The organism is Streptomyces sp. NPDC090032, assembly GCF_044748025.1.
GTDB lineage: Bacteria > Actinomycetota > Actinomycetes > Streptomycetales > Streptomycetaceae > Streptomyces.
The window spans coordinates 19859-40132 of the sequence record NZ_JBIVFF010000005.1 but is presented as its reverse complement, the minus strand read 5'-3'; the positions used below and the strand labels follow the sequence as shown (position 1 = coordinate 40132).

The window sequence follows — 20274 nt, the reverse complement described above, 5'->3', positions numbered from 1 at the left end:
TACCTGCGACAATCGCTGCATGACCACGCTCAAGTCGAAGCTGCAGGAAGACCTCACCGCCGCGATCCGGGGGCGTGACGAGCTGCGCTCCTCGACGCTCCGGCTCACCCTCTCCGCCATCACGAAGGAGGAGGTCGCGGGCAAGACGGCACGCGAGCTGTCCGACGACGAGGTGCAGAAGGTGATCACCCGCGAGGCGAAGAAGCGCCGCGAGGCGGCCGAGGCGTTCGCGCAGGGCGGCCGCGCCGAGCAGGCCGAGCGGGAGAAGGCGGAGGGTGTGGTGCTCGCCGAGTACCTGCCGAAGCAGCTCTCCGACGACGAGCTGCACCAGATCGTCTCCCAGGCGGTCGAGGAGGCGAAGGCGGCCGGCGCCGAGGGGCCGCGTGCCATGGGCCAGGTCATGAAGATCGTGAACCCGAAGGTCGCGGGGCTCGCCGAGGGCGGGCGCGTGGCCGCCGTCGTGAAGCAGCTGCTCGCCGGCTGAGCGGGCCGGCCGGCTCAGCCGGCCCGGTGGGAGAGTCGGGCTGAGCCACGCGTCTCGCCCTCACCCCTCATCACCACACATACGCCGATGGGGCGCCCCCGAGTAAAGGGGGTGCCCCATCGGCGTACCGTCACCGTCCGGTCCGAGCGGTGGCCGCCTCAGCGGCGCCCGCCCCCGTGTCCGTTCCCGCCACCCAGCAGGCCCGTCGGGAGGCCAGGCCACGGGGTGTTGCCGGTTCCGCCGCTGCTCGGCTTCGAGCCGCCCTGGCCCGGGTCCTCGCCCCTGTCACGGTCCCTGCCGTGGTCCCTGCCATGGTCCCGGTCATGGTCTGTCTCGGGGTCGGGGATGTCGATCAGGTTGAAGTCGGGGGACGGCTTGCCCGAGAGGGCGCCGACCATGGCGTCCTTCCAGATCGGCCCGGGGACCTGGCCGCCGAAGACCTTCGCCTGGTACACGCCGCCGATGACGATGTTCGTCATCGGGACGTCCTGCCCGGCGCTGCCGACCCAGACCGCGCCCGACAGGTTCGGCGTGTACCCCACGAACCAGGCGTTCTTACGGCTGTCGGTGGTACCCGTCTTGCCCGCGTTCGCCCGGTCGGTCAGACCGGCCTCCTGGCCCGTACCGGAGTCGATCACGCCGCTCAGCAGGGTGTTGATGCTGTCGGCGGTCTTCGTGGTCATCGCGCGCGAGCACGACGACTTCGGCACCGGCAGCGACTTGCCGCCGGGGGCCGTGATCGACTCGATGGCGATCGGGGTGCAGTACGTGCCGCGGTTGGCGAAGGCGGCGTACGCGCTCGCCATGGTCAGCGGCGAGATGCCCTTGGAGCCGAGGACGATGGCCGGGACCTGGGGGAGCTTGTCGCCGTTGCCCTGGACGACGCCCAGCTTGTCGGCCATGTCCATCACCGGGCACATGCCCGTGTCGCCGATCATCTGCACGAAGTAGGTGTTGATGGACTTGGCCATCGCCTCCTCTAGTGCGTACGGACCGACCTCGGACTCGTTCTCGTTCTCCACGGTGAAGCCGCCGCTGTTCACCCACGGCTTGCCGCTGCACGTCTGGACCGACTTCGGATACGGCATCCGGTACGGCGCCGGGTACGACTTCGTCACCGGGGTGCCGTGCTCCAGGGCGGCCGCGGCGAGGAACGGCTTGAACGTCGAACCCGTCGGGAAGCCGTAGTTGGACCCGCTCATCTTGCGGTCGACCGAGTAGTTGATCTGCGTCTCGTTCTTGCCGAAGCCGTACGGCTTCGACTGCCCCATGCCGAGGATCTTGCCGGTGCCCGGCTCGACGAACGTGGCCGCCGACGCGACCTTGTCCGTCTGGTAGACGTGATCCTTTATCGACGTCTGCACCGATTCCTGCGTCTGCGGATCGAGGGTGGTCTGCACCTGGAGACCGCCCCGGTTCCAGAGCTTCGCCCGCGCTTCCTTCGTCTTGCCGAAGACGGGGTCGGTGAGGAACACCTCGCGCACGTAGTCGCAGAAGAAGCCCGCGCCCTTGACCGCCGTGATGCAGCCGTTCTGCGGCTTGCTGACCTTCAGGCCGAGCGGCTTCTCCTTCGCGCGGTCCGCCTCGGCCTGGGAGATGTCGTGCGTCTCGGCCATCCGCTGGAGCACGACGTTCCGTCGCTTGGTCGCCTCCGCCTCGTCGTTGACGGGGTCGTAGCGGCTCGGGGACTGGACGATGCCGGCCAGCATCGCGGACTCCTCCAGCGTCAGGTCCTTGGCCGACTTGGAGAAGTACCGCTGCGATGCGGCCTCGACGCCGTACGCCTGCTCACCGAAGTACGTGATGTTCAGGTAGTTGGCGAGGATGCGCTTCTTGCCGAGCTTGTCCTCGAGCTGGATCGCGTACTTCAGCTCGCGGACCTTGCGGCCGATCGTCTGCTGGGTGGCCTGGGCGAGCTTCGTCGGGTCGTCGCCGGCCTCCTCCATGAAGACGTTCTTCACGTACTGCTGGGTGAGGGTGGACGCGCCCTGCGCGACGCCCCCGCTCTGCGCGTTCTCGTTGATCGCGCGCAGGATGCCCTTCATGTCGATGGCGCCGTGCTCGTAGAAGCGCGAGTCCTCGATCGCGACGAGCGCCTTCTGCATGTACGGCGAGATGCTCTTGAGGGGCACCACGGTGCGGTCGCGCGAGTAGACCGTCGCGATCGTGCTGCCCTTGTTGTCCAGGATCGTGGTGCGCTGACTGAGTGGCGGCTGCTTGAGATTGGCCGGGATCTCGTCGAACCCCTCGACCGAGCCCTTCGCCGCGAGGCCGAGCGCACCCGCTGCGGGCAGCGCGATTCCGGCGAGGACGGCTCCCGCGAGGACACTGACACCAAGGAACTTGGCGGCCTGCTGAGTCGGTGACAGTCCACCGCCCGAGCGCTTCTTTCCCATGAGGGCAGCCTACGTTCTGATTCTCCGGACAGGCGTATATGCCTTGGCCTAAGCTGCACTCAACTGTCACAGCAGTGCGGTCACGTATCAAGACGTCCGGCGAACCCGAATCGTTCCGGTAGTCATCTCACCACTCCGCCGCGGTCGTTCCGTGGTTGGTGAGGGCGTGTCCGAAACCGCCTTGAGTGTCACCCGGTGTCCGCTGTGACTCAACTGAAATGCCCCGGTTTGCCGGGTTGGTCGCACATGCCCTCGGCTCACTCCGTCGGGTGATCTGCCGCTTACGCATAGTCCGTTCGGGCCATTCAAGATTGGGCCCGAAGGGGGTGTTGCGCTGTGCCCACCTTCCGTAACGTCCTCAACTGGCGGCGGTGAATATGCCGCTGCCGCCGTGGGGGAGCCTCGATTCGGGAGAGGACGGCGCCGGTATGGGCTGGGTAACCGACTGGAGTGCGCAGGCGGCCTGCCGCACTACCGATCCAGATGAACTGTTCGTTCAAGGAGCAGCGCAGAACCGGGCGAAGGCGGTGTGCACCGGATGTCCGGTGCGGACCGAGTGCCTGGCCGACGCGCTGGACAACCGCGTCGAGTTCGGCGTGTGGGGTGGCATGACCGAGCGGGAACGCCGTGCGCTGCTGCGCAGGCGCCCCACCGTCACCTCGTGGCGCCGACTGCTCGAGACGGCTCGTACGGAGTACGAGCGCGGAGCGGGCCTGCTGCCCGTGGACATCGATGACGACGAGACGTACGAGAGGTACGCCGCCGTGGGGTGAGGGAGCCGAGCTGGTTGAGCTCCCTCAAGGCGTCCGAGGGGTGTTCGAGGGCGTCCGAAGGGTATTCAAGGGTGTCCGAGGGGTGCGAGCCGTGTGGTGTGGCCCGCGCCTCAGGGGGTGTCCGTACGGCTCACGCAGCTCCGGTCGGGTACGGGTTCGTGCCGGCCGCGAGCCGGTCCCCGATGCTCCTCAGGCCTGCCAGGTCGTGCACATCGCCGGGCAGGGCGCCGACCTCGGTGACCGCCACCTCCGGGTGGAGCGCGGCGAAGCGGTCGCGTGTGCGCTGTTCGCGTGCCAGCAACTGCATGCGTTCCGCGTGCAATCGCAGTAGGCCTGCTGTGAGTTGGTCTGTCGCTGTGTGGTCTGTGGCGGCCGAGCGGTCTGTCGTGGCGCGGTCTGTGGTCGCGGTGGCAGGCGTGCCTGTGGCAGGCGAGTTGGGCTCGTGTGCGTGCACAGGTGCGCTATGTGGGGTTTTGTCCGGCGTCTGGGCGTGCTCGTCGGTCGTGTCCCTTGCTGGGGCGGGGGAGCCTGCTTCGGGAGCGGTACGCAGCTCTACATTCCCGTCCCCCTGATCCACAATGCCGCGCTCGTCAAGATTTTCTGCGGCCGCCAGCGCCCGCTCGGCCGACAGCTGCGCGGCACCACTGCCGTGCACCCGGTTCAGTACGAGGCCGGCCAGCGGCATGTCCTCCGCGGCGAGGCGCTCCACGAAGTACGCCGCCTCGCGCAGCGCGTCCCGCTCCGGAGCCGCCACCACCAGGAACGCCGTACCGGGGGCCTGGAGCAGCTTGTACGTCGCGTCGGCGCGGGTGCGGAACCCGCCGAACATCGTGTCCATCGCCGCCACGAACGTCTGCACGTCGCGCAGGAGTTGACCGCCGAGCAGCTTTCCGAGCACGCCCGTCATCAGCGACATCCCGGCGTTCAGGAACTTCATGCCGGCCCGGCCGCCGACCTTCGCCGGAGTCATCAGGACCCGGATCAGCTTGCCGTCCAGGAACGAGCCGAGACGTTTCGGCGCGTCCAGGAAGTCGAGCGCCGAGCGGGACGGCGGCGTGTCGACGACGATCAGATCCCACTCGCCCTGGGCCCGCAGCTGGCCCAGCTTCTCCATCGCCATGTACTCCTGCGTGCCCGCGAAGCCCGCCGAGAGCGACTGGTAGAACGGGTTGCCCAGAATCGCCTCGGCCCGCTGGCCGTCCGCGTGCGCCTCGACGATCTCGTCGAACGTCCGCTTCATGTCGAGCATCATCGCGTGCAGTTCGCCGCCCTCTGCTCCTTCGGCGGTGGCGATCCCCTTCACGCGGCGCGGTGTGTTGTCCAGGCTGTCGATGCCCATGGACTGGGCCAGCCTGCGTGCCGGGTCGATCGTCAGCACGACGACCTTGCGCCCGCGCTCGGCCGCGCGCAGGCCGAGTGCCGCCGCCGTCGTCGTCTTGCCGACGCCGCCGGAACCGCAGCACACCACGATGCGTGTCCCGGGGTCGTCGATGAGCGGGTCCACGTCGAGTACGCGGGTGTCCGCCGGATTCAGGCTCAGGGACGACGTCATGTGTCTCTAGATCCCTTGCTTCCGCAGTTCCGTGGCCAGCCGGTACAGGCCCGCCAGGTCCATCCCCTCGGTCAGCAGCGGCAGTTCGTGCAGGGGCAGGCCCGAATCGGCCAGCACCGCCCGCTGGCTGCGCTCCAGCTCGTGCCGTTCCGCGTATTCCGCCGCCTGGTCGAGGAGCGGGGTCACCAGGCGTTCGGCGCCGCCGCCTCTGCGGGCGCCGCCCAGGCCCGCCGCCGACAGGGACTTGGCGATGGCCGCCCGGGGTACGCCGCCCTGCGCCAGGGCCAGTTCGGCCTCGTCCAGGACCGCCGGGCGCACCATGTTCACGATGACCCTGCCCACCGGGAGGTTCGCCGCCCGCAGCTCCGCGATGCCGTCCGACGTCTCCTGGACCGGCATCTCCTCCAGCAGCGTCACCAAGTGCACCGCCGTCTCCGGTGACTTGAGGACCCGCATGACCGCCTGCGCCTGGTTGTGTATCGGGCCGATCTTGGCCAGGCCCGCGACCTCGTCGTTCACATTCAGGAAGCGTGTGATGCGGCCCGTCGGCGGGGCGTCCATCACCACGTAGTCGTAGGCGTATTTGTCTTGCTTGGCATTGGTGGTCTGTTTTGTTTTGCGGCGTACCGCCTCGCAGGCCTTGCCTGTCAGGAGTACGTCCCTCAGTCCCGGCGCCACCGTCGTCGCGAAGTCGATCGCGCCCAGCTTTTTGAGCGCCCTGCCCGCGCCGCCCAGCTTGTAGAACATCTGGAGGTAGTCCAGCAGCGCCAGCTCCGGGTCGATGGCGAGTGCGAACACCTCGCCGCCCCCCGGGGCTACCGCGATCTTCCGTTCCTCGTACGGCAGCGCTTCCGTCTCGAAGAGCTGTGCGATGCCCTGGCGTCCTTCCACCTCCACCAGGAGAGTGCGCTTGCCCTCGGTCGCGAGGGCGAGCGCCAGTGCGGCGGCGACCGTGGTCTTTCCGGTACCGCCCTTGCCGCTGACGACCTGGAGCCTGCTCACGTCTTCGAGCCTAACCAGTCCGGGCGCGGGCTACGCAGGAGGCTGTCGGTCATCGCCGGTCCAGCGGCTACAGTCGGCCGTATGACCAAGTGGGAATACGCGACCGTGCCCCTTCTCGTGCACGCGACCAAGCAGATTCTGGACACCTGGGGCGAGGACGGCTGGGAGCTCGTCCAGGTCGTGCCCGGGCCGAACAACCCCGAACAGCTCGTGGCCTACCTGAAGCGGGAGAGGGCATGAGCGGGATCGTCGACGCGCGCCTCGCCGAGCTCGGGCTGACCCTGCCCGAGGTCGTGCCGCCGCTCGCCTCTTACCAGCCGGCCGTGCAGTCCGGTGTGTACGTGTACACGGCCGGTCAGCTGCCGATGGTGGACGGGAAGCTTCCGCTCACCGGGAAGGTGGGGGCCGAGGTCACCGCCGAGCAGGCCAAGGAGCTGGCCCGGACATGCGCGCTGAACGCGCTCGCCGCGGTGAAGTCCGTCGCCGGTGATCTCGACCGGGTCGCTCGTGTGGTGAAGGTTGTCGGGTTCGTCGCCTCCGCACCTGACTTCACGGGGCAGCCGGGTGTGGTGAACGGGGCCAGTGAGCTCTTCGCCGAGGTTCTCGGTGAGAAGGGTGTGCACGCTCGGTCCGCCGTGGGTGTGGCCGTTCTGCCGCTGGACGCGCCTGTTGAGGTCGAGGTTCAGGTCGAGCTCGTTTCGGCCTGACCGGGCGACCGGGCGCTTCCGCCGAGGGGTTCGTTCGGCCGAGGTCTGTGGTTCGGCTCTCTGTCCTACTTGATCGTCTGTGGCTCTCGAACATCCGCTTGGTAGCGGATAGCCTCCGGCCATGGCGAATGGGCAGTGGTATCCCCCGGAGTGGCCCGAGCGGATTCGTGCGCTCGCGGCGGGTGAGCTGACGGCCGCCGTGCCGCGGCGGGCCGCGACCGTGCTGCTTCTGCGGGACGCGGCCGCCGGTCCCGAGGTGCACATGTTGCGTCGACGCGCCTCCATGGCTTTCGCCGGGGGCGCGTACGCGTATCCGGGCGGGGGTGTCGATCCCCGTGACGACGAGTCGGTCGTGCGGTGGGGCGGGCCCTCACGTGCGGCGTGGGCGGCGCGGCTCGGCGTGGACGAGAAGTCGGCGCAGGCGATCGTGTGCGCCGCCGTGCGGGAGACGTACGAGGAGGCGGGCGTGCTGCTCGCCGGGCCCGACGCGGCGTCCGTGGTGGGGGATACGACCGGTGAGTCCTGGGAGGCCGACCGGGAGGCGCTCGTCCAGCGGGAGTTGTCCTTCGGGGAGTTCCTCGGGCGGCGCGGGCTGGTCCTGCGGTCCGATCTGCTGGGGGCCTGGGCGCGGTGGATCACGCCCGAGTTCGAGCCCCGGCGGTACGACACATGGTTCTTCGTCGCCGCGTTGCCTGAGGGGCAGCGCACCCGTAACGCTTCCACCGAAGCCGATCGGACCGTGTGGATCCGGCCCGAGCAGGCTGCCGAGGGGTACGACAAGGGCGAGCTCATGATGATGCCGCCCACGATCGCGACGCTGCGGGCGCTGGCCGGCTTCGACAGCGCCGAGGGGGCCCTCGTGGGGGCCGCGGCGCAGGATCTCTCCCCTGTGCTCGCGCGGGCCCGGCTGGAGGGTGGGGAGATTGTTCTGTCCTGGCCCGGTCATGATGAGTTCACCAAGCACATTCCGACCGGGGGAGCCTCCGCATGACCGAAGCCGCCGCCCTTCCCGGACAGCCCCGCGGCGGGGTGTTGTCGGGGCCCGCCACCGCGCGCGCGGTCAACGTGCTGGCTCCGAACGCCTCCGCGATGACCCTGGACGGGACCAATACGTGGATCGTTTCCGAGCCTGATTCCGAACTGGCCGTCGTGATCGATCCCGGGCCGCTCGACGACGTGCATCTGCGGCATGTCGTCGCGGTCGCCGAGGCTGCTGGTAAGCGTGTGGCTCTGACCCTTCTTACGCACGGGCATCCCGATCATGCGGAGGGCGCCGGCCGGTTCGCCGAGCTGACCCGGACCAAGGTGCGGGCCCTCGATCCCGCGCTGCGTCTGGGGGACGAGGGGCTGGGCGGTGGGGATGTCGTGGCTGTCGGCGGGCTTGAGCTGCGTGTTGTCGCCGCGCCCGGGCACACCGCTGATTCGCTCTGTTTCCATCTGCCCGCCGACCGGGCCGTGCTGACCGGTGACACCGTGCTCGGGCGCGGGACCACCGTCGTCGCCCATCCCGACGGGCGGCTCGGCGACTATCTCGACTCGCTGCGGCGGCTGCGGTCCCTGACCGTCGACGACGGGGTCGACACCGTGCTGCCGGGGCACGGGCCCGTACTCGAAGACGCCCAGGGCGCCGTCGAGTTCTACCTCGCCCACCGCGCCAACCGGCTCGCCCAGGTCGAGACCGCCGTCGAGAGCGGTTATGTCACGGCGTCAGAAATCGTTGCCCACGTGTACGCGGGTGTGGATCGGTCTCTGTGGCCCGCCGCCGAGTTGTCCGTGCTGGCTCAGCTCGATTATCTGACGGAGCACGGGCTCATTTAGAGCGCCTCGCGGGTCAGGCCTCGCGGATCAGGCCCTGCAGGCGGGCCTCGTCCGCCAGGACGTTCAGTTCGGTGATTTTGGCGCCGGTGATCGTGAACGACATCAGCGATGCCGGGCGGCCTGCTGGGAGTGCCAGGAGGCCGATCGTGCCGTTGACCAGCACGATGCGTACATGCGGTGCCATGCGCTGGAACGTGATCGCCCCGGACGCCACCGCGTGAGCGCCACGGACCAGGCGCGAGAGGTCTGTTGCCCCGGCGTCCGCCCGCAGCAGTACGTCCGGGTCCAGGACCGCGACCAGCCGTTCGAAGTCGCCGTCGCGGGACGCCGAGAGGAACGCCTCCACGATCTCGCGCTGGAGTACTCGATCCGTTTCCGGCGGCGGGGCTCCCTGGACGCGGCGGCGCGCGCGGCTCGCCAGCTGCCGGGTCGCCGCCGGCGTGCGCTCCACGATCGGCGCGATGTCCTCGAACGGCACCGTGAACATGTCGTGCAGCACGAACGCCAGCCGCTCCGCCGGCGCCAGCGAGTCGAGGACCACGAGCAGTGCCAGGCCCACCGAGTCGGCCTGGAGCGCCTGTTGTTCGGGGTCCGGGGTGTCGAGGCTCGTGATCAGGGGGTCGGGTACGTGGGTTTCCAGGGGCTCTTCGCCCCTCGCCCTGCGCGAGCGCAGCAGATCCAGGCAGATCCGGCCCGTGACGGTGGTGAGCCAGCCGCCCAGGTTCTCGACGGCCGCCGTGTCGGACCGCTGGAGTCGCAGCCACGTCTCCTGTACGGCGTCCTCCGCCTCGCTGAGCGAGCCGAGCATCCGGTAGGCCACGGCACGCAAGTGGCCCCGTGACTCCTCGAACCGCTCGGCCAGGGTGTCCGTCGACGCTGAGCTCATCGGTGTCCTGCTTCCCGGGTCAGGGGCGGGGGGCCTTCACCCCGTGTACCGCTTCGTATTCTGCCGCCAGCCACGGGCCCAGGTCCTCGGTGTACGTGCGGAGGGTGTGCGGTGCGCCCACCGGGTCGTACGCCGCCTCGGCCGCCTGTCGCATCGCGTCTGCCCGCTGCGGGTAGTACGTGCCGAACACCTCGGCCATCTGCGTCAGATCACTGGTCCAGCCGTTCCACCGGGGCATCACGAGCGTGAAGCCGGTGCGGACCAGGTGACGGGAGATCTGACGGTCCAGGGTGCGCGGGTCGTCGCCTCGCGCGATGCGTTCGCGCCAGCGGGTCAGGAGCAGGGGCAGGTCGCCGTTGGTCTCCCGGGCCAGGAGGGAATCGGGGCGGTAGCGCGGCAGGTGTTCGGCCAGGTCCTCGCCCAGGAGCGGCGTGCAGAGGCAGGCCACGAACCAGCCCAGGTCGTGTCGTTCGAGGTCGCTGAGGACTTGGGCCCGGCTGAGCACGATCATGCCTACGCCGTCGATCTGGGCGAAGTCCTCGTCCAGCCTGTCGCCCAGGGCTTCGGCTTCCGCCCTGTCCTCGTCCGCCGGCTCCTCGCGCAGTGCGAGAAGGAGGTCAAGGTCGCTGCGGCCGGGGCGTGCCGTGCCGCGCGGCACGGAGCCGTAGAGGTACGCGCTCGTCATCCGCGGCCCGAAGGCGGCGAGCAGACCGTCGCGCGCCGCGGACACCACGGGGCGGAAGTCCGGCTGGATCCGGCCCAGGGAGCCTTCGCGCTCGATGAATCCGTGGTCGTCGAGGCCACGTGCGGTGATCGCCATGGGTCCACTGTGCCGTGTAGGGCGGGTGTGGGCGCGGCATTTTCCGCGGCGTCGAACGGGCGATCCCGCCTCCCCAGGGGGAGACGGGACCCGTTGCGTCGCCTTGTACGAAGGTGTCAGCGCGAGCGCTTCGCGAGGCGCTCCACGTCGAGCAGGATCACGGCGCGGGCCTCCAGACGGAGCCAGCCGCGGCCCGCGAAGTCCGCGAGGGCCTTGTTCACCGTCTCGCGCGAGGCGCCGACCAGCTGGGCCAGCTCCTCCTGCGTCAGGTCGTGCACGACGTGGATGCCCTCCTCCGACTGCACGCCGAAGCGGCGGGAGAGGTCCAGGAGCGCGCGGGCCACGCGGCCCGGCACATCCGAGAAGACCAGGTCGGACATCTGGTCGTTGGTCTTGCGCAGGCGCCGGGCGACGGCGCGCAGCAGGGCGGAGGCCACCTCGGGGCGCGCGTTCAGCCAGGGCAGGAGGTCGCCGTGGCCGAGGCCGAGGAGCTTGACCTCGGTGAGCGCGGAGGCGGTCGCCGTGCGCGGGCCCGGGTCGAACAGCGACAGCTCGCCGATCAGCTCGCCGGGGCCGAGCACCGCGAGCATGTTCTCGCGGCCGTCGGGGGAGGTGCGGTGGAGCTTCACCTTGCCCTCGGTGACCACGTACAGGCGGTCTCCGGGGTCGCCCTCGTGGAAGAGGGCGTCGCCGCGCGCGAGGGTCACCTCACTCATGGAGGCGCGGAGCTCCGCGGCCTGCTCATCATCGAGCGCCGCGAAAAGCGGGGCGCGCCGCAGAACGTCGTCCACGAGTTTCTCTCCTATGTCGACCTGCATCCGGGGACCGGGTTCCCGCTCCCCATTTTGCCGGACGGTCCAAACAGTGTGATCAGTCACTCAGGCACAAGTCTGCCGCACGGGCGTCGCAAGCTGTGGGGGAGGGGGCCAATCGAGGACTGATCTGCGGGGTCAACGGCGGATGTCAGCGACTGCCTTTACGCTGGCCGAGTGTCCAAAACGCCGGTGAGAGCACAGGCCAAGGGGGCTGGGACGGTGACCGCAGGACGTAATTCCGCTGTGGGCGAACAGGCCTCGGCCGCGCCCAAGAAAGCGGCAAAAGGGGTAAAGCGGACTCGGGGTGCCGGGGATGGCGCCGGGGGTGCTGAGGCTTCCGCGGGGAAGGGCGCTGGTGGCGGCGTGGGTTCCGGTGGTGCCGCGGGTTCCGGTGGCGCCACGAGTTCCGGAGGGAAGCGTGCTGCCGTGAAGAGGACTGTTCCCGCCAAGCCGGCGAAGAAGGCAGTCGCCGCCAAGTCGGACAAGTCCCCGAAGAAGGCCGCTGTTGCGAAGTCGGACAAGGCCGTGAAGAAGGCCGCCGCCGAGCCCGAGTCCCGGACCGCCCTCGTCCGGCGTGCCCGGCGCATCAACCGCGAGCTCGCCGAGGTGTACCCGTACGCCCACCCCGAGCTGGACTTCGAGAACCCCTTCCAGCTGCTCGTCGCCACGGTGTTGTCCGCCCAGACCACCGACCTGCGGGTGAACCAGACGACGCCGGCCCTCTTCTCCGCGTACCCGACCCCTGAGGACCTCGCCGCCGCGAACCCCGAGGCCGTCGAGGAGCTGATCCGGCCCACCGGGTTCTTCCGCGCCAAGACGAAGTCGATCATCGGGCTGGCGGCGGCCCTGCGGGACGAGTTCGGCGGCGAGGTCCCGGGGCGTCTCGAAGACCTCGTCAAGCTGCCCGGCGTCGGCCGCAAGACCGCCTTCGTCGTGATGGGCAACGCTTTCGGGCGGCCGGGAATCACCGTGGACACGCACTTCGGGCGGCTCGTGCGGCGCTGGAAGTGGACACCGGAGACCGACCCGGACAAGGTCGAGAAGGCCGTCGGCGAGCTCTTCCCGAAGAGCGACTGGACGATGCTCTCGCACCGCGTGATCTTCCACGGCCGCCGTATCTGCCACGCCCGGAAGCCCGCCTGCGGCGCCTGTCCGATCGCCCCGCTCTGTCCGGCGTACGGGGAAGGCGAGACCGACCCGGAGAAGGCGAAGAAGCTCCTGAAGTACGAGAAGGGCGGCTTCCCCGGCCAGCGCCTGAAGCCCCCGCAGTCGTACCTGGACGCCGGCGGCATTCCGGCGCCCCCGCTCGGCGCCACCGCGCCGCCCGCCACGGGGGAGTGACGCATCGCGGAACGAACGGTGGGGACGCAAGCGTTGTGTTCAGTTGGACGGGGGTGCCTATGACGCATGCACACAGTGAGGCGCAGGAAGAGCGCGTGACGAAGGACGAGCCTGTGCGGCTGAGCCGAGAGGGGCTGCCCGAGTGGCTCGACCCGGTCGTGAAGGCCGCCGACACGGTCGAGCCGCTCCAGCTGAGCCGTTTCCTGCCGCCCGAGAGCGGCGACGGGCGCCAGTCCGCCGTCCTGATCCTCTTCGGGGAGGGCGAGCGCGGCCCCGAGCTGCTGCTCATGGAGCGGGCCACATCGCTGCGCTCGCACGCGGGCCAACCGTCCTTCCCCGGCGGTGCCCTCGACCCGGAGGACGGCGATCCGCGTACGGACGGGCCGCTGCGCGCCGCCCTGCGCGAGGCGGAGGAGGAGACCGGGCTCGATCCGCGGGGCGTCCAGCTCTTCGGTGTCCTGCCGAAGCTGTACATCCCGGTGAGCAGCTTCGTGGTGACGCCGGTCCTCGGCTGGTGGCGCACACCGACGCCCGTACAGGCGGTCGATCCGGCGGAGACGGCCCGCGTCTTCACGGTCCCCGTGGCGGATCTCACGGATCCGCGCCACCGTGCGACGACGGTCCACCCGAGCGGCCACCAGGGCCCGGCATTCCTCGTAGAATCAGCGCTGGTCTGGGGCTTTACGGCCGGAGTGATCGATCGGATCCTGCACTACGCGGGATGGGAGCGCCCCTGGGACCGCAGTAAGCAGGTCCCACTCGACTGGCGCTCATGACAGGGTGGCCCACGTGAATGTGCTGGACATCCTGCTGCTCGTAGCCGCCGTGTGGTTCGCGATCGTGGGCTACCGCCAGGGCTTCGTCGTCGGCATCCTGTCGGTGATCGGCTTCCTGGGCGGCGGCCTCGTCGCGGTCTACGTCCTGCCCGCCATCTGGAGCGCGGTGACCGACGAGGCCAAGGTGACTACGACCGCGGCCGTCGTCGCCGTCATCGTGGTCATCGTCTGTGCCTCCGTGGGACAGGCGTTCACCACGCACCTGGGGAACAAGCTGCGCCGGTACATCACCTGGTCCCCGGCCCGCGCCCTGGACGCCACGGGCGGCGCCCTGGTGAACGTGGTGGCGATGCTCCTGGTCGCGTGGCTCATCGGCTCGGCCCTGGCCGGCACGACGCTGCCCACGCTCGGCAAGGAAGTCCGCAACTCCAAGGTCCTGCTCGGCGTGTCCAGAGCCCTGCCCACGCAGGCCAACACGTGGTTCGCGGACTTCTCCTCCGCGCTCGCGCAGAACGGTTTCCCACAGGTCTTCAGCCCGTTCTCGAACGAGCCGATCACCGAGGTCCAGCCCCCCGACCCGAAGCTGGCGAACAGCCCGGTCGTGACGACGGCCAAGCGCTCCATCGTCAAGGTGACGGGCCAGGCGCCCAGTTGCGGCAAGGTCCTCGAAGGCAGCGGATTCGTCTTCGCCGACCGCCGCGTCATGACGAACGCGCACGTGGTCGGCGGAGTGGACGAGCCGAACGTGCAGATCGGCGGCGAGGGCCGGATGTACGCGGCGAAGGTCGTCCTCTACGACTGGAAGCGCGACATCGCCGTACTCGACGTGCCCACCCTGAAGGCGCCTCCGCTCCAGTTCACGTCCACGGACGCCGAGCGCGGCGCCAGCGCGATCGTCGCCGGCTTCCCGGAGAACGGCGCGTACGACGTCCGTCCCGCGCGCGTGCGCGGCCGCATCACGGCCAACGGCCCGGACATCTACCACCGCGGCACCGTGCAACGCGATGTGTACTCGCTCTACGCGACGGTCCGTCAGGGCAACTCCGGCGGCCCGCTGCTCACGCCCGAGGGCAAGGTGTACGGCGTGGTCTTCGCGAAGTCACTCGACAGCGCCCAGACCGGGTACGCGCTCACCCGCGACGAGATCAGCCAGGACATCGAACGCGGCCGCACGGCCAACCAGCAGGTGGACAGCGACAGCTGCGCCCTGTGAGGTTCTGGAGGCGGTGAAGGCCGGGCCGGTGACGCGTCAGTCGCGCGTGTGCCGCAGCCGGGCCGAGACCCAGCGGGCCCGGCGGCGCAGGAGGCGGGGAATGTTGATCCCCGGAGGGGTTCGGCCATGGCCCGCTTCCCGCGGGCCACCCCCCGGGTGACGGCTCAGCACCGTGGCTGAGCGGCGGTTGCGTGCTGCGTCACTGTAGTCGTGCGTCCAGCCCATACCCCGACCTGTGCCCGTGCCCCAAGGTCGGTAATCGCCCGCACGCCCCCCAATTGGCCTATGCGCCAGGCAATTGGCAGTTCGAAGGACAGTTGTTCCCGGACATGGCTCGAACGCGTCACCTGATCGTGGGAGGGGTGGCCGCACAGCCGTCACCGGTCGGGCTCGGGGTCCTTCAGCCAGTTCACGAGTTCGTTCGAGAACGCGACCGGGTCCTCCTCGTGCGGGAAGTGGCCCAGACCGTCGAACAGCCGCCAGCGGTACGGCGCTTCGACGTACTCGCCGGAGCCCGCCGCGCTGCGCGTACGCATCACGGGGTCGAGCGAGCCGTGCAGATGCAGCGTCGGCACCCGCACCGGACGCTTCATGCGCCGGTTGAACTGGATGCCGTCCGGACGGGCCATCGACCGCACCATCCACCGGTACGGCTCGACCGAGCAGTGCGCCGTGGACGGGATACACATCGCGCGCCGGTAGACGTCCACGGCCTCGTCGTCGGGGAGGCGCGGTCCCGACCAGTCCCGGATCAGCCGCCCGACCAACGCGCCGTCGTCCGCGGCGAGCTGACGCTCCGGAATCCACGGCCGCTGGAAGCCCCAGACGTACGAGCCCGCGGCGGTCTGCTTGGGGTCGGACAGCATGGCCGAGCGCCAGCGCCGGGGGTGCGGCATCGAGGAGACGACGAGCCGGCGCACCAGCTTGGGCCGCATCACGGCCGCGGTCCACGCGAGATAGCCGCCCAGGTCGTGCCCCACGAGCGCCGCGTCGGGCTCGCCGAGGGAGCGGACGACGCCCGTGATGTCGAGGGCGAGGTTCGCCGGGTCGTAGCCGCGGGGGGTGCGGTCGCTGCCGCCGACGCCGCGCAGGTCCATGGCCACGGCCCGGAACCCGGCGTCGGCGAGCGCCACGAGCTGGTGCCGCCACGTCCACCAGAACTGCGGGAAGCCGTGCAGGAGCAGGACCAGCGGCCCGTCGCCCATCTCGGCGATGTGGAAGCGCGCGCCGTTGGCGGCGACGTCCCGGTGGGTCAGCTCGCCGCCGCCCGGGATGCCGATGCGTACGACCGAGGCAGGTTGCGCCGAAGGTGTGGCGGGGTCCGTCATGAAGACGAGCGTGCCACAGCCTCGACCGTGTCGCCGACTCGGTTCGCCGGGGTCGCCTGACGGGGGTGCGGTTTGGCGTTCCCCAGGACGCCGGCCGTCTCCTTGACCGAGGCGGCGACCTTCTGCGGGCCCTTGCCCTTTTTGGCCTTCTTGAAGAAGACGAGGCCGATCAGGCCGAGCAGGACGGCCACCAGCACGTTCGCCACGAAGGACAGCAGGAAGCACCAGGCGAGGTTCCAGCCGCCCTCGCCGTTGTGTCCGCCGGTCCACGCATGGATCCCGTACGCGAGTGCGAAGCTCAGCATCGGCAGCGAGAAGATCAGGATCGCGCCGGCCACCGCGAAGACGACACTGCCGATCGCGCCGCGCGTCACGTCCTGCTTGAGCTGGGCCTTCGCCAGGGCGATCTCGTCGTGCACCAGCGCGGACATCTCGGTCGTGGCCGTGGCGACCAGCTGGCCGATGCTGCGCTCGGCGCCGACCGGTGTCCCGTCGGGTGCGCTCATCGCGTACTCCCTCGTCTCTTCGCGGGCTTGTGAAGCGGGTGGTGTATCGGGCGTGTCGTCCGCCGCGGGCCGCGCTCCTGCGCGGACCTGCTGTCAGATCATGCCGGACGACTGCTTCCGTCGCTTGCCCCGCCCGTCACTTCGGCAAGCCTGCGGTGTTCGGCGGCCTTCTTCTCGTAGATCTCCGCCATCCGCAAGTGGTACTCCGGCTTGTCCTCCTCGTAGATGTCGGGGATGCCGTCGAGGTCCTCGTCGCGCTCCTCCTCCGCGCACATCGCGCGGTACTTGGCGTTACGGAGCTTGAGGAGGACGCCCGACAGAACCGCCGCGATGAGGGAGCCCATCAGGACGGCGGCCTTGATCTCGTCGGTCAGCAAGGGGTTCTCGGCGAAGGCGAGTTCGCCGATGAGGAGCGAGACGGTGAAGCCGATGCCGGCGAGGGAGGCGACCGCGAACACGTCGGGCCAGGCCAGTTCGTCGGAGAGCGAGGCGCGGGTGAAGCGGGCCGTCAACCAGGTACCGCCGAAGATGCCGACGGCCTTGCCGACGACGAGCCCGAGCACCACGCCGAGCGTCTCCGGCTTGGTGAACACGTCGGTCAGGGCGCTGCCCGACACGGCGACGCCCGCGCTGAGCAGGGCGAACATCGGGACGGCGAAGCCTGCGGAGAAGGGCCGCACGAGGTGCTCGATGTGCTCGCCGGGCGAGTGCTCCTCGCCTTCCTGCCGGGTGCAGCGCAGCATCAGGCCCATGGCGACACCGGCGATGGTGGCGTGGATGCCGCTGTTGTACATCAGGCCCCAGATGACGAGGGCCAGCGGCACGTAGATGTACCAGCCGCGCACGCCCTTCCGCAGGAGCAGCCAGAAGACGGCGAGGCCGACGACGGCGCCGGCGAGGGCCGCGAAGTTGATGTCGCTGGTGAAGAACACGGCGATGATCAGGATCGCGAAGAGATCATCGACGACGGCGAGCGTGAGCAGGAACGCGCGCAGCGAGGACGGCAGCGAGGTGCCGATGACGGCGAGGACGGCCAGTGCGAAGGCGATGTCGGTGGCGGTCGGCACGGCCCAGCCGTCGAGCGAGCCGCCACCCGTGACGTTGACCAGGAAGTAGACGAGCGCGGGGACCGCCATTCCGCAGAGCGCGGCGGCGACCGGCAGCATGGCGGCCTTGGGGTCGCGCAGGTCGCCCGCCACCAGTTCTCGCTTGAGCTCGATGCCGGCGACGAAGAAGAACACCGCGAGCAGTCCGTCGGCGGCCCAGTGCTCGAGGGACAGATCGAGGCCGAGTGCCGCGGGCCCGATGTGGAAGTCGCTCACGGCCTCGTAGCTGTGGCTGAGCGGGGTGTTGGCCCAGATGATCGCGGCGATCGCGGCGACGAGGAGCAGGACTCCGCCCACGGTCTCGGTACGCAGGGCGTCCGCCACGAACGTACGCTCGGGCAGAGAGAGCCGGCCGAGTGCCTTGCGGCTGTTCTTGCTGGGGGCGGGCGTCTTGCTGGGCGCGGCCACGGGTGAAGACCTCCGGCGGATTCGGCTTTCGCGAACGCGCCGACGAGGGGTCGCCGACGGCGTTGCCGACCAGACTTCCCGGCACACCAGTTGAGCTTTCACCCTACCGGGTGTACGCGGGCCGTAGCTGGTGATCATCACTTTACGCACGAAATGGGCACCCGGCGCGTTCTGCGCCGGGTGCCCATCGTGGTGTGCGTGCGGTCAGTCCTCGCTCGACGCGGCCGGGAGCTTGGTCTGGATGAGGTCCATGACGGACGAGTCCGTCAGGGTCGTGACGTCTCCCAGTTCCCTGTTCTCCGCGACGTCACGCAGCAGGCGCCGCATGATCTTTCCGGAGCGGGTCTTGGGCAGCTCGGCCACGGGCAGGACCCGCTTCGGCTTGGCGATGGGGCCGAGCGTCGCGCCCACGTGGTTGCGCAGGTCGGCGACGAGACCCTCGTCGTCGGCGGACGCCGTGCCGCGCAGGATGACGAAGGCGACGATGGCCTGGCCGGTCGTCTCGTCGGCCGCGCCCACGACCGCCGCCTCGGCGACCGAGGGGTGCGAGACGAGCGCCGACTCGACCTCGGTGGTCGAGATGTTGTGGCCGGAGACCAGCATCACGTCGTCCACCCGGCCGAGCAGCCAGATGTCACCGTCCTCGTCCTTCTTGGCGCCGTCGCCGGCGAAGTACTTGCCCTCGAAGCGCGACCAGTACGTGTCGATGAACCGCTGGTCGTCGCCCCAGATGGTGCGCAGCATCGACGGCCACGGCTCGGTCAGGACGAGGTAACCGCCGCCCCCGTCGGGCACTTCCCTGGCCTCGTCGTCCACGACCGTCGCCGAGATGCCGGGCAGGGCGCGCTGGGCGGAGCCCGGCTTGGTCTCGGTGACGCCCGGCAGCGGCGAGATCATCATCGCGCCGGTCTCGGTCTGCCACCAGGTGTCCACGATGGGGCACTTGTCGGCGCCGATGTTCTTCCGGTACCACATCCAGGCCTCGGGGTTGATCGGCTCACCGACCGAGCCGAGGACCCGCAGACTGCTCAGGTCGAACTTGGCGGGGATGTCGTCCCCCCACTTCATGAACGTGCGGATCGCCGTCGGCGCCGTGTACAGGATCGTCACCCCGTACTTCTGCACGATCTCCCAGAAGCGGCCCTGGTGCGGGGTGTCCGGGGTGCCCTCGTAGATGACCTGCGTCGCGCCGTTCGAGAGCGGGCCGTAGGTGATGTACGAGTGTCCGGTGACCCAGCCGATGTCGGCCGTGCACCAGTAGACGTCGGTCTCCGGCTTGAGGTCGAACACCGCGTGGTGGGTGTACGAGGCCTGGGTGAGGTAACCGCCGGAGGTGTGCAGGATGCCCTTGGGCTTACCCGTCGTGCCGGACGTGTAGAGGATGAACAGCGGCTGCTCGGCGTCGAACGCCTCGGGCGTGTGCTCCGCCGACTGCCTCTGCGTGATCTCGTGCCACCACACGTCGCGGCCCTCGGTCCAGGCCACGTCCTGCTTGGTGCGCTGGACGACGAGGACCTTCTCGACTCCGTCGACGCGGCTGACGGCATCGTCGACGGCGGGCTTGAGCGCGGACGGCTTGCCGCGCCGGTAGCCGCCGTCGGCCGTGATGACGACCTTGGCGTCGGCGTCCTGGATACGGGCCGCGATGGCGTCGGCCGAGAATCCGCCGAAGACGACCGAGTGCGCGGCGCCGATGCGCGCGCACGCCAGCATCGCGATGACGGCCTCGGGGATCATCGGCAGGTAGACGGCGACGCGGTCGCCCTTGTGCACACCCAGCTCGGTCAGCGCGTTGGCCGCGCGGCTGACCTCGTCCTTGAGTTCCGCGTAGGTGATGGCCCGGCTGTCGCCCGGCTCACCCTCGAAGTGGATGGCGACCCGGTCGCCGTTCCCGGCCTCGACGTGGCGGTCGACGCAGTTGTACGCGACGTTCAGCTTCCCGTCGGCGAACCACTTGGCGAACGGCGGGTTCGACCAGTCGAGGGTCTCGGTCGGTTCGGTGGCCCAGGTCAGCCGGCGGGCCTGCTCGGCCCAGAAGCCGAGCCTGTCAGCCTTGGCCTGTTCGTACGCCTCCGCGGTGACGTTGGCGGCGGCCGCCAGGTCGGCCGGCGGCGCAAACCTTCTTTCTTCCTTGAGAAGGTTGGCCAGGCTTTCGTTGCTCACGACATCTCCCTTACGGTGCTTTGCCGGGGCGCGACCGTTGTGTCCCAGGCCACAGCTCATCAGACGGCCCCCCTCGATGACAAGGGGGGTCCGAATATTGGTGTAGACCTGTTGGGTTTGAGGCGCGCGTGCCGAGGGGTCACTCACCGGCACGCACGCCGTCACGTAAGGGTTCAAGCA

Annotated in this window: 20 protein-coding genes; 9 read left to right on the top strand and 11 right to left on the bottom strand. The window is 69.7% G+C overall.

Annotated elements, in window-relative coordinates:
* Positions 1 to 19 precede the first annotated feature (19 nt).
* Entirely contained in the window at positions 20 to 484 is a 465-nt protein-coding gene (locus tag ACIPWY_RS12925) for a GatB/YqeY domain-containing protein (protein WP_389547327.1), read from the top strand.
* 158 nt (positions 485 to 642) lie between these two features.
* On the opposite strand, the gene ACIPWY_RS12920 is transcribed toward ACIPWY_RS12925, so the two are convergent.
* Complete coding sequence (locus ACIPWY_RS12920) at positions 643 to 2880, bottom strand: transglycosylase domain-containing protein (protein WP_362901064.1); 2238 nt, start codon at positions 2878 to 2880, stop codon at positions 643 to 645.
* 428 nt (positions 2881 to 3308) lie between these two features.
* Here ACIPWY_RS12920 and ACIPWY_RS12915 point away from each other — a divergent pair, with 428 nt between their 5' ends.
* Positions 3309 to 3653: a WhiB family transcriptional regulator gene (locus ACIPWY_RS12915; protein ID WP_206302096.1), complete on the top strand. Its 345-nt coding sequence runs from the start codon at positions 3309 to 3311 to the stop codon at positions 3651 to 3653.
* 130 nt (positions 3654 to 3783) lie between these two features.
* Here ACIPWY_RS12915 and ACIPWY_RS12910 read toward each other — a convergent pair whose 3' ends face one another.
* Both ACIPWY_RS12910 and ACIPWY_RS12905 read right to left on the bottom strand, forming a co-directional pair.
* Positions 3784 to 5205: an ArsA family ATPase gene (locus ACIPWY_RS12910; protein ID WP_401533115.1), complete on the bottom strand. Its 1422-nt coding sequence runs from the start codon at positions 5203 to 5205 to the stop codon at positions 3784 to 3786.
* A gap of 6 nt (positions 5206 to 5211) precedes the next feature.
* Positions 5212 to 6207, bottom strand: coding sequence for an ArsA family ATPase (locus ACIPWY_RS12905; RefSeq protein ID WP_401533113.1), 996 nt, complete (start codon positions 6205 to 6207; stop codon positions 5212 to 5214).
* A gap of 81 nt (positions 6208 to 6288) precedes the next feature.
* Between ACIPWY_RS12905 and ACIPWY_RS12900 the strand changes: the two genes are divergently transcribed.
* The 4 genes from ACIPWY_RS12900 to ACIPWY_RS12885 all read left to right on the top strand — a co-directional run bounded on the left by ACIPWY_RS12900 (position 6289) and on the right by ACIPWY_RS12885 (position 8732).
* On the top strand, positions 6289 to 6447 hold the full coding sequence (locus tag ACIPWY_RS12900; protein WP_073492664.1) for a DUF4177 domain-containing protein: 159 nt from the start codon (positions 6289 to 6291) through the stop codon (positions 6445 to 6447).
* Positions 6444 to 6914 carry a RidA family protein gene (locus ACIPWY_RS12895; protein ID WP_362901058.1) on the top strand — a complete coding sequence of 157 codons (471 nt, stop codon included), beginning with the start codon at positions 6444 to 6446 and terminating at the stop codon, positions 6912 to 6914. The genes ACIPWY_RS12900 and ACIPWY_RS12895 overlap by 4 nt, the downstream gene beginning before the upstream one ends.
* Before the next feature lie 121 nt (positions 6915 to 7035).
* Positions 7036 to 7905 carry an NUDIX hydrolase gene (locus ACIPWY_RS12890; protein WP_362901056.1) on the top strand — a complete coding sequence of 290 codons (870 nt, stop codon included), beginning with the start codon at positions 7036 to 7038 and terminating at the stop codon, positions 7903 to 7905.
* Positions 7902 to 8732 carry an MBL fold metallo-hydrolase gene (locus ACIPWY_RS12885; protein ID WP_362901054.1) on the top strand — a complete coding sequence of 277 codons (831 nt, stop codon included), beginning with the start codon at positions 7902 to 7904 and terminating at the stop codon, positions 8730 to 8732. Before ACIPWY_RS12890 ends, ACIPWY_RS12885 begins: the two co-directional genes overlap by 4 nt.
* A gap of 13 nt (positions 8733 to 8745) precedes the next feature.
* Here the strand turns inward: ACIPWY_RS12885 and ACIPWY_RS12880 are convergent, their stop codons facing one another.
* The 3 genes from ACIPWY_RS12880 to ACIPWY_RS12870 all read right to left on the bottom strand — a co-directional run bounded on the left by ACIPWY_RS12880 (position 8746) and on the right by ACIPWY_RS12870 (position 11229).
* Entirely contained in the window at positions 8746 to 9618 is an 873-nt protein-coding gene (locus tag ACIPWY_RS12880; protein ID WP_401533110.1) for a sigma-70 family RNA polymerase sigma factor, read from the bottom strand.
* Positions 9619 to 9637: 19 nt separating this feature from the next.
* Positions 9638 to 10438, bottom strand: coding sequence for a nucleotidyltransferase domain-containing protein (locus ACIPWY_RS12875; RefSeq protein ID WP_362901050.1), 801 nt, complete (start codon positions 10436 to 10438; stop codon positions 9638 to 9640).
* Positions 10439 to 10554: 116 nt separating this feature from the next.
* Positions 10555 to 11229, bottom strand: a complete 675-nt coding sequence (locus ACIPWY_RS12870; RefSeq protein WP_100596519.1) for a Crp/Fnr family transcriptional regulator — start codon at positions 11227 to 11229, stop codon at positions 10555 to 10557.
* 450 nt (positions 11230 to 11679) lie between these two features.
* Here ACIPWY_RS12870 and nth point away from each other — a divergent pair, with 450 nt between their 5' ends.
* From nth to ACIPWY_RS12855, 3 genes are read left to right on the top strand one after another with little or no spacing between them, the layout of a single operon-like run.
* Complete coding sequence (gene nth / locus ACIPWY_RS12865) at positions 11680 to 12594, top strand: endonuclease III (RefSeq protein ID WP_393699610.1); 915 nt, start codon at positions 11680 to 11682, stop codon at positions 12592 to 12594.
* A 59-nt stretch (positions 12595 to 12653) separates the two neighbouring features.
* Positions 12654 to 13370, top strand: a complete 717-nt coding sequence (locus tag ACIPWY_RS12860; RefSeq protein ID WP_389547302.1) for an NUDIX hydrolase — start codon at positions 12654 to 12656, stop codon at positions 13368 to 13370.
* 13 nt (positions 13371 to 13383) lie between these two features.
* Positions 13384 to 14583, top strand: a complete 1200-nt coding sequence (locus tag ACIPWY_RS12855; protein ID WP_362901046.1) for a MarP family serine protease — start codon at positions 13384 to 13386, stop codon at positions 14581 to 14583.
* Positions 14584 to 14619: 36 nt separating this feature from the next.
* Here the strand turns inward: ACIPWY_RS12855 and ACIPWY_RS12850 are convergent, their stop codons facing one another.
* The 5 genes from ACIPWY_RS12850 to acs all read right to left on the bottom strand — a co-directional run bounded on the left by ACIPWY_RS12850 (position 14620) and on the right by acs (position 20154).
* Positions 14620 to 14808: a hypothetical protein gene (locus tag ACIPWY_RS12850; protein WP_362901044.1), complete on the bottom strand. Its 189-nt coding sequence runs from the start codon at positions 14806 to 14808 to the stop codon at positions 14620 to 14622.
* Positions 14809 to 14960: 152 nt separating this feature from the next.
* On the bottom strand, positions 14961 to 15911 hold the full coding sequence (locus ACIPWY_RS12845) for an alpha/beta hydrolase (RefSeq protein ID WP_362901042.1): 951 nt from the start codon (positions 15909 to 15911) through the stop codon (positions 14961 to 14963).
* The gene (locus tag ACIPWY_RS12840) at positions 15908 to 16417 is read right to left on the bottom strand and encodes a phage holin family protein (RefSeq protein ID WP_362901040.1); all 510 of its coding nucleotides are present in this window, start codon (positions 16415 to 16417) and stop codon (positions 15908 to 15910) included. Before ACIPWY_RS12840 ends, ACIPWY_RS12845 begins: the two co-directional genes overlap by 4 nt.
* 98 nt (positions 16418 to 16515) lie before the next feature.
* A complete protein-coding gene (gene nhaA, locus ACIPWY_RS12835) occupies positions 16516 to 17931 on the bottom strand; it encodes a Na+/H+ antiporter NhaA (protein WP_362901038.1) in 1416 nt (471 codons plus the stop codon).
* Positions 17932 to 18135: 204 nt separating this feature from the next.
* Positions 18136 to 20154 carry an acetate--CoA ligase gene (acs, locus tag ACIPWY_RS12830; RefSeq protein WP_393699615.1) on the bottom strand — a complete coding sequence of 673 codons (2019 nt, stop codon included), beginning with the start codon at positions 20152 to 20154 and terminating at the stop codon, positions 18136 to 18138.
* Between the last annotated feature and the right edge of the window lie 120 nt (positions 20155 to 20274).

Coding starts and splice junctions, on each gene's coding strand:
- ACIPWY_RS12880 (WP_401533110.1), bottom strand. CDS start 9,618: ATGAGCTCAGCGTCGACGGACACCCTGGCCGAGCGGTTCGAGGAGTCA.
- ACIPWY_RS12875 (WP_362901050.1), bottom strand. CDS start 10,438: ATGGCGATCACCGCACGTGGCCTCGACGACCACGGATTCATCGAGCGC.
- ACIPWY_RS12885 (WP_362901054.1), top strand. CDS start 7,902: ATGACCGAAGCCGCCGCCCTTCCCGGACAGCCCCGCGGCGGGGTGTTG.
- ACIPWY_RS12840 (WP_362901040.1), bottom strand. CDS start 16,417: ATGAGCGCACCCGACGGGACACCGGTCGGCGCCGAGCGCAGCATCGGC.
- ACIPWY_RS12900 (WP_073492664.1), top strand. CDS start 6,289: ATGACCAAGTGGGAATACGCGACCGTGCCCCTTCTCGTGCACGCGACC.
- ACIPWY_RS12915 (WP_206302096.1), top strand. CDS start 3,309: ATGGGCTGGGTAACCGACTGGAGTGCGCAGGCGGCCTGCCGCACTACC.
- ACIPWY_RS12860 (WP_389547302.1), top strand. CDS start 12,654: ATGACGCATGCACACAGTGAGGCGCAGGAAGAGCGCGTGACGAAGGAC.
- ACIPWY_RS12895 (WP_362901058.1), top strand. CDS start 6,444: ATGAGCGGGATCGTCGACGCGCGCCTCGCCGAGCTCGGGCTGACCCTG.
- ACIPWY_RS12910 (WP_401533115.1), bottom strand. CDS start 5,205: ATGACGTCGTCCCTGAGCCTGAATCCGGCGGACACCCGCGTACTCGAC.
- ACIPWY_RS12920 (WP_362901064.1), bottom strand. CDS start 2,880: ATGGGAAAGAAGCGCTCGGGCGGTGGACTGTCACCGACTCAGCAGGCC.
- ACIPWY_RS12850 (WP_362901044.1), bottom strand. CDS start 14,808: ATGGGCTGGACGCACGACTACAGTGACGCAGCACGCAACCGCCGCTCA.
- ACIPWY_RS12925 (WP_389547327.1), top strand. CDS start 20: ATGACCACGCTCAAGTCGAAGCTGCAGGAAGACCTCACCGCCGCGATC.
- ACIPWY_RS12845 (WP_362901042.1), bottom strand. CDS start 15,911: ATGACGGACCCCGCCACACCTTCGGCGCAACCTGCCTCGGTCGTACGC.
- ACIPWY_RS12890 (WP_362901056.1), top strand. CDS start 7,036: ATGGCGAATGGGCAGTGGTATCCCCCGGAGTGGCCCGAGCGGATTCGT.
- acs (WP_393699615.1), bottom strand. CDS start 20,154: ATGAGCTGTGGCCTGGGACACAACGGTCGCGCCCCGGCAAAGCACCGT.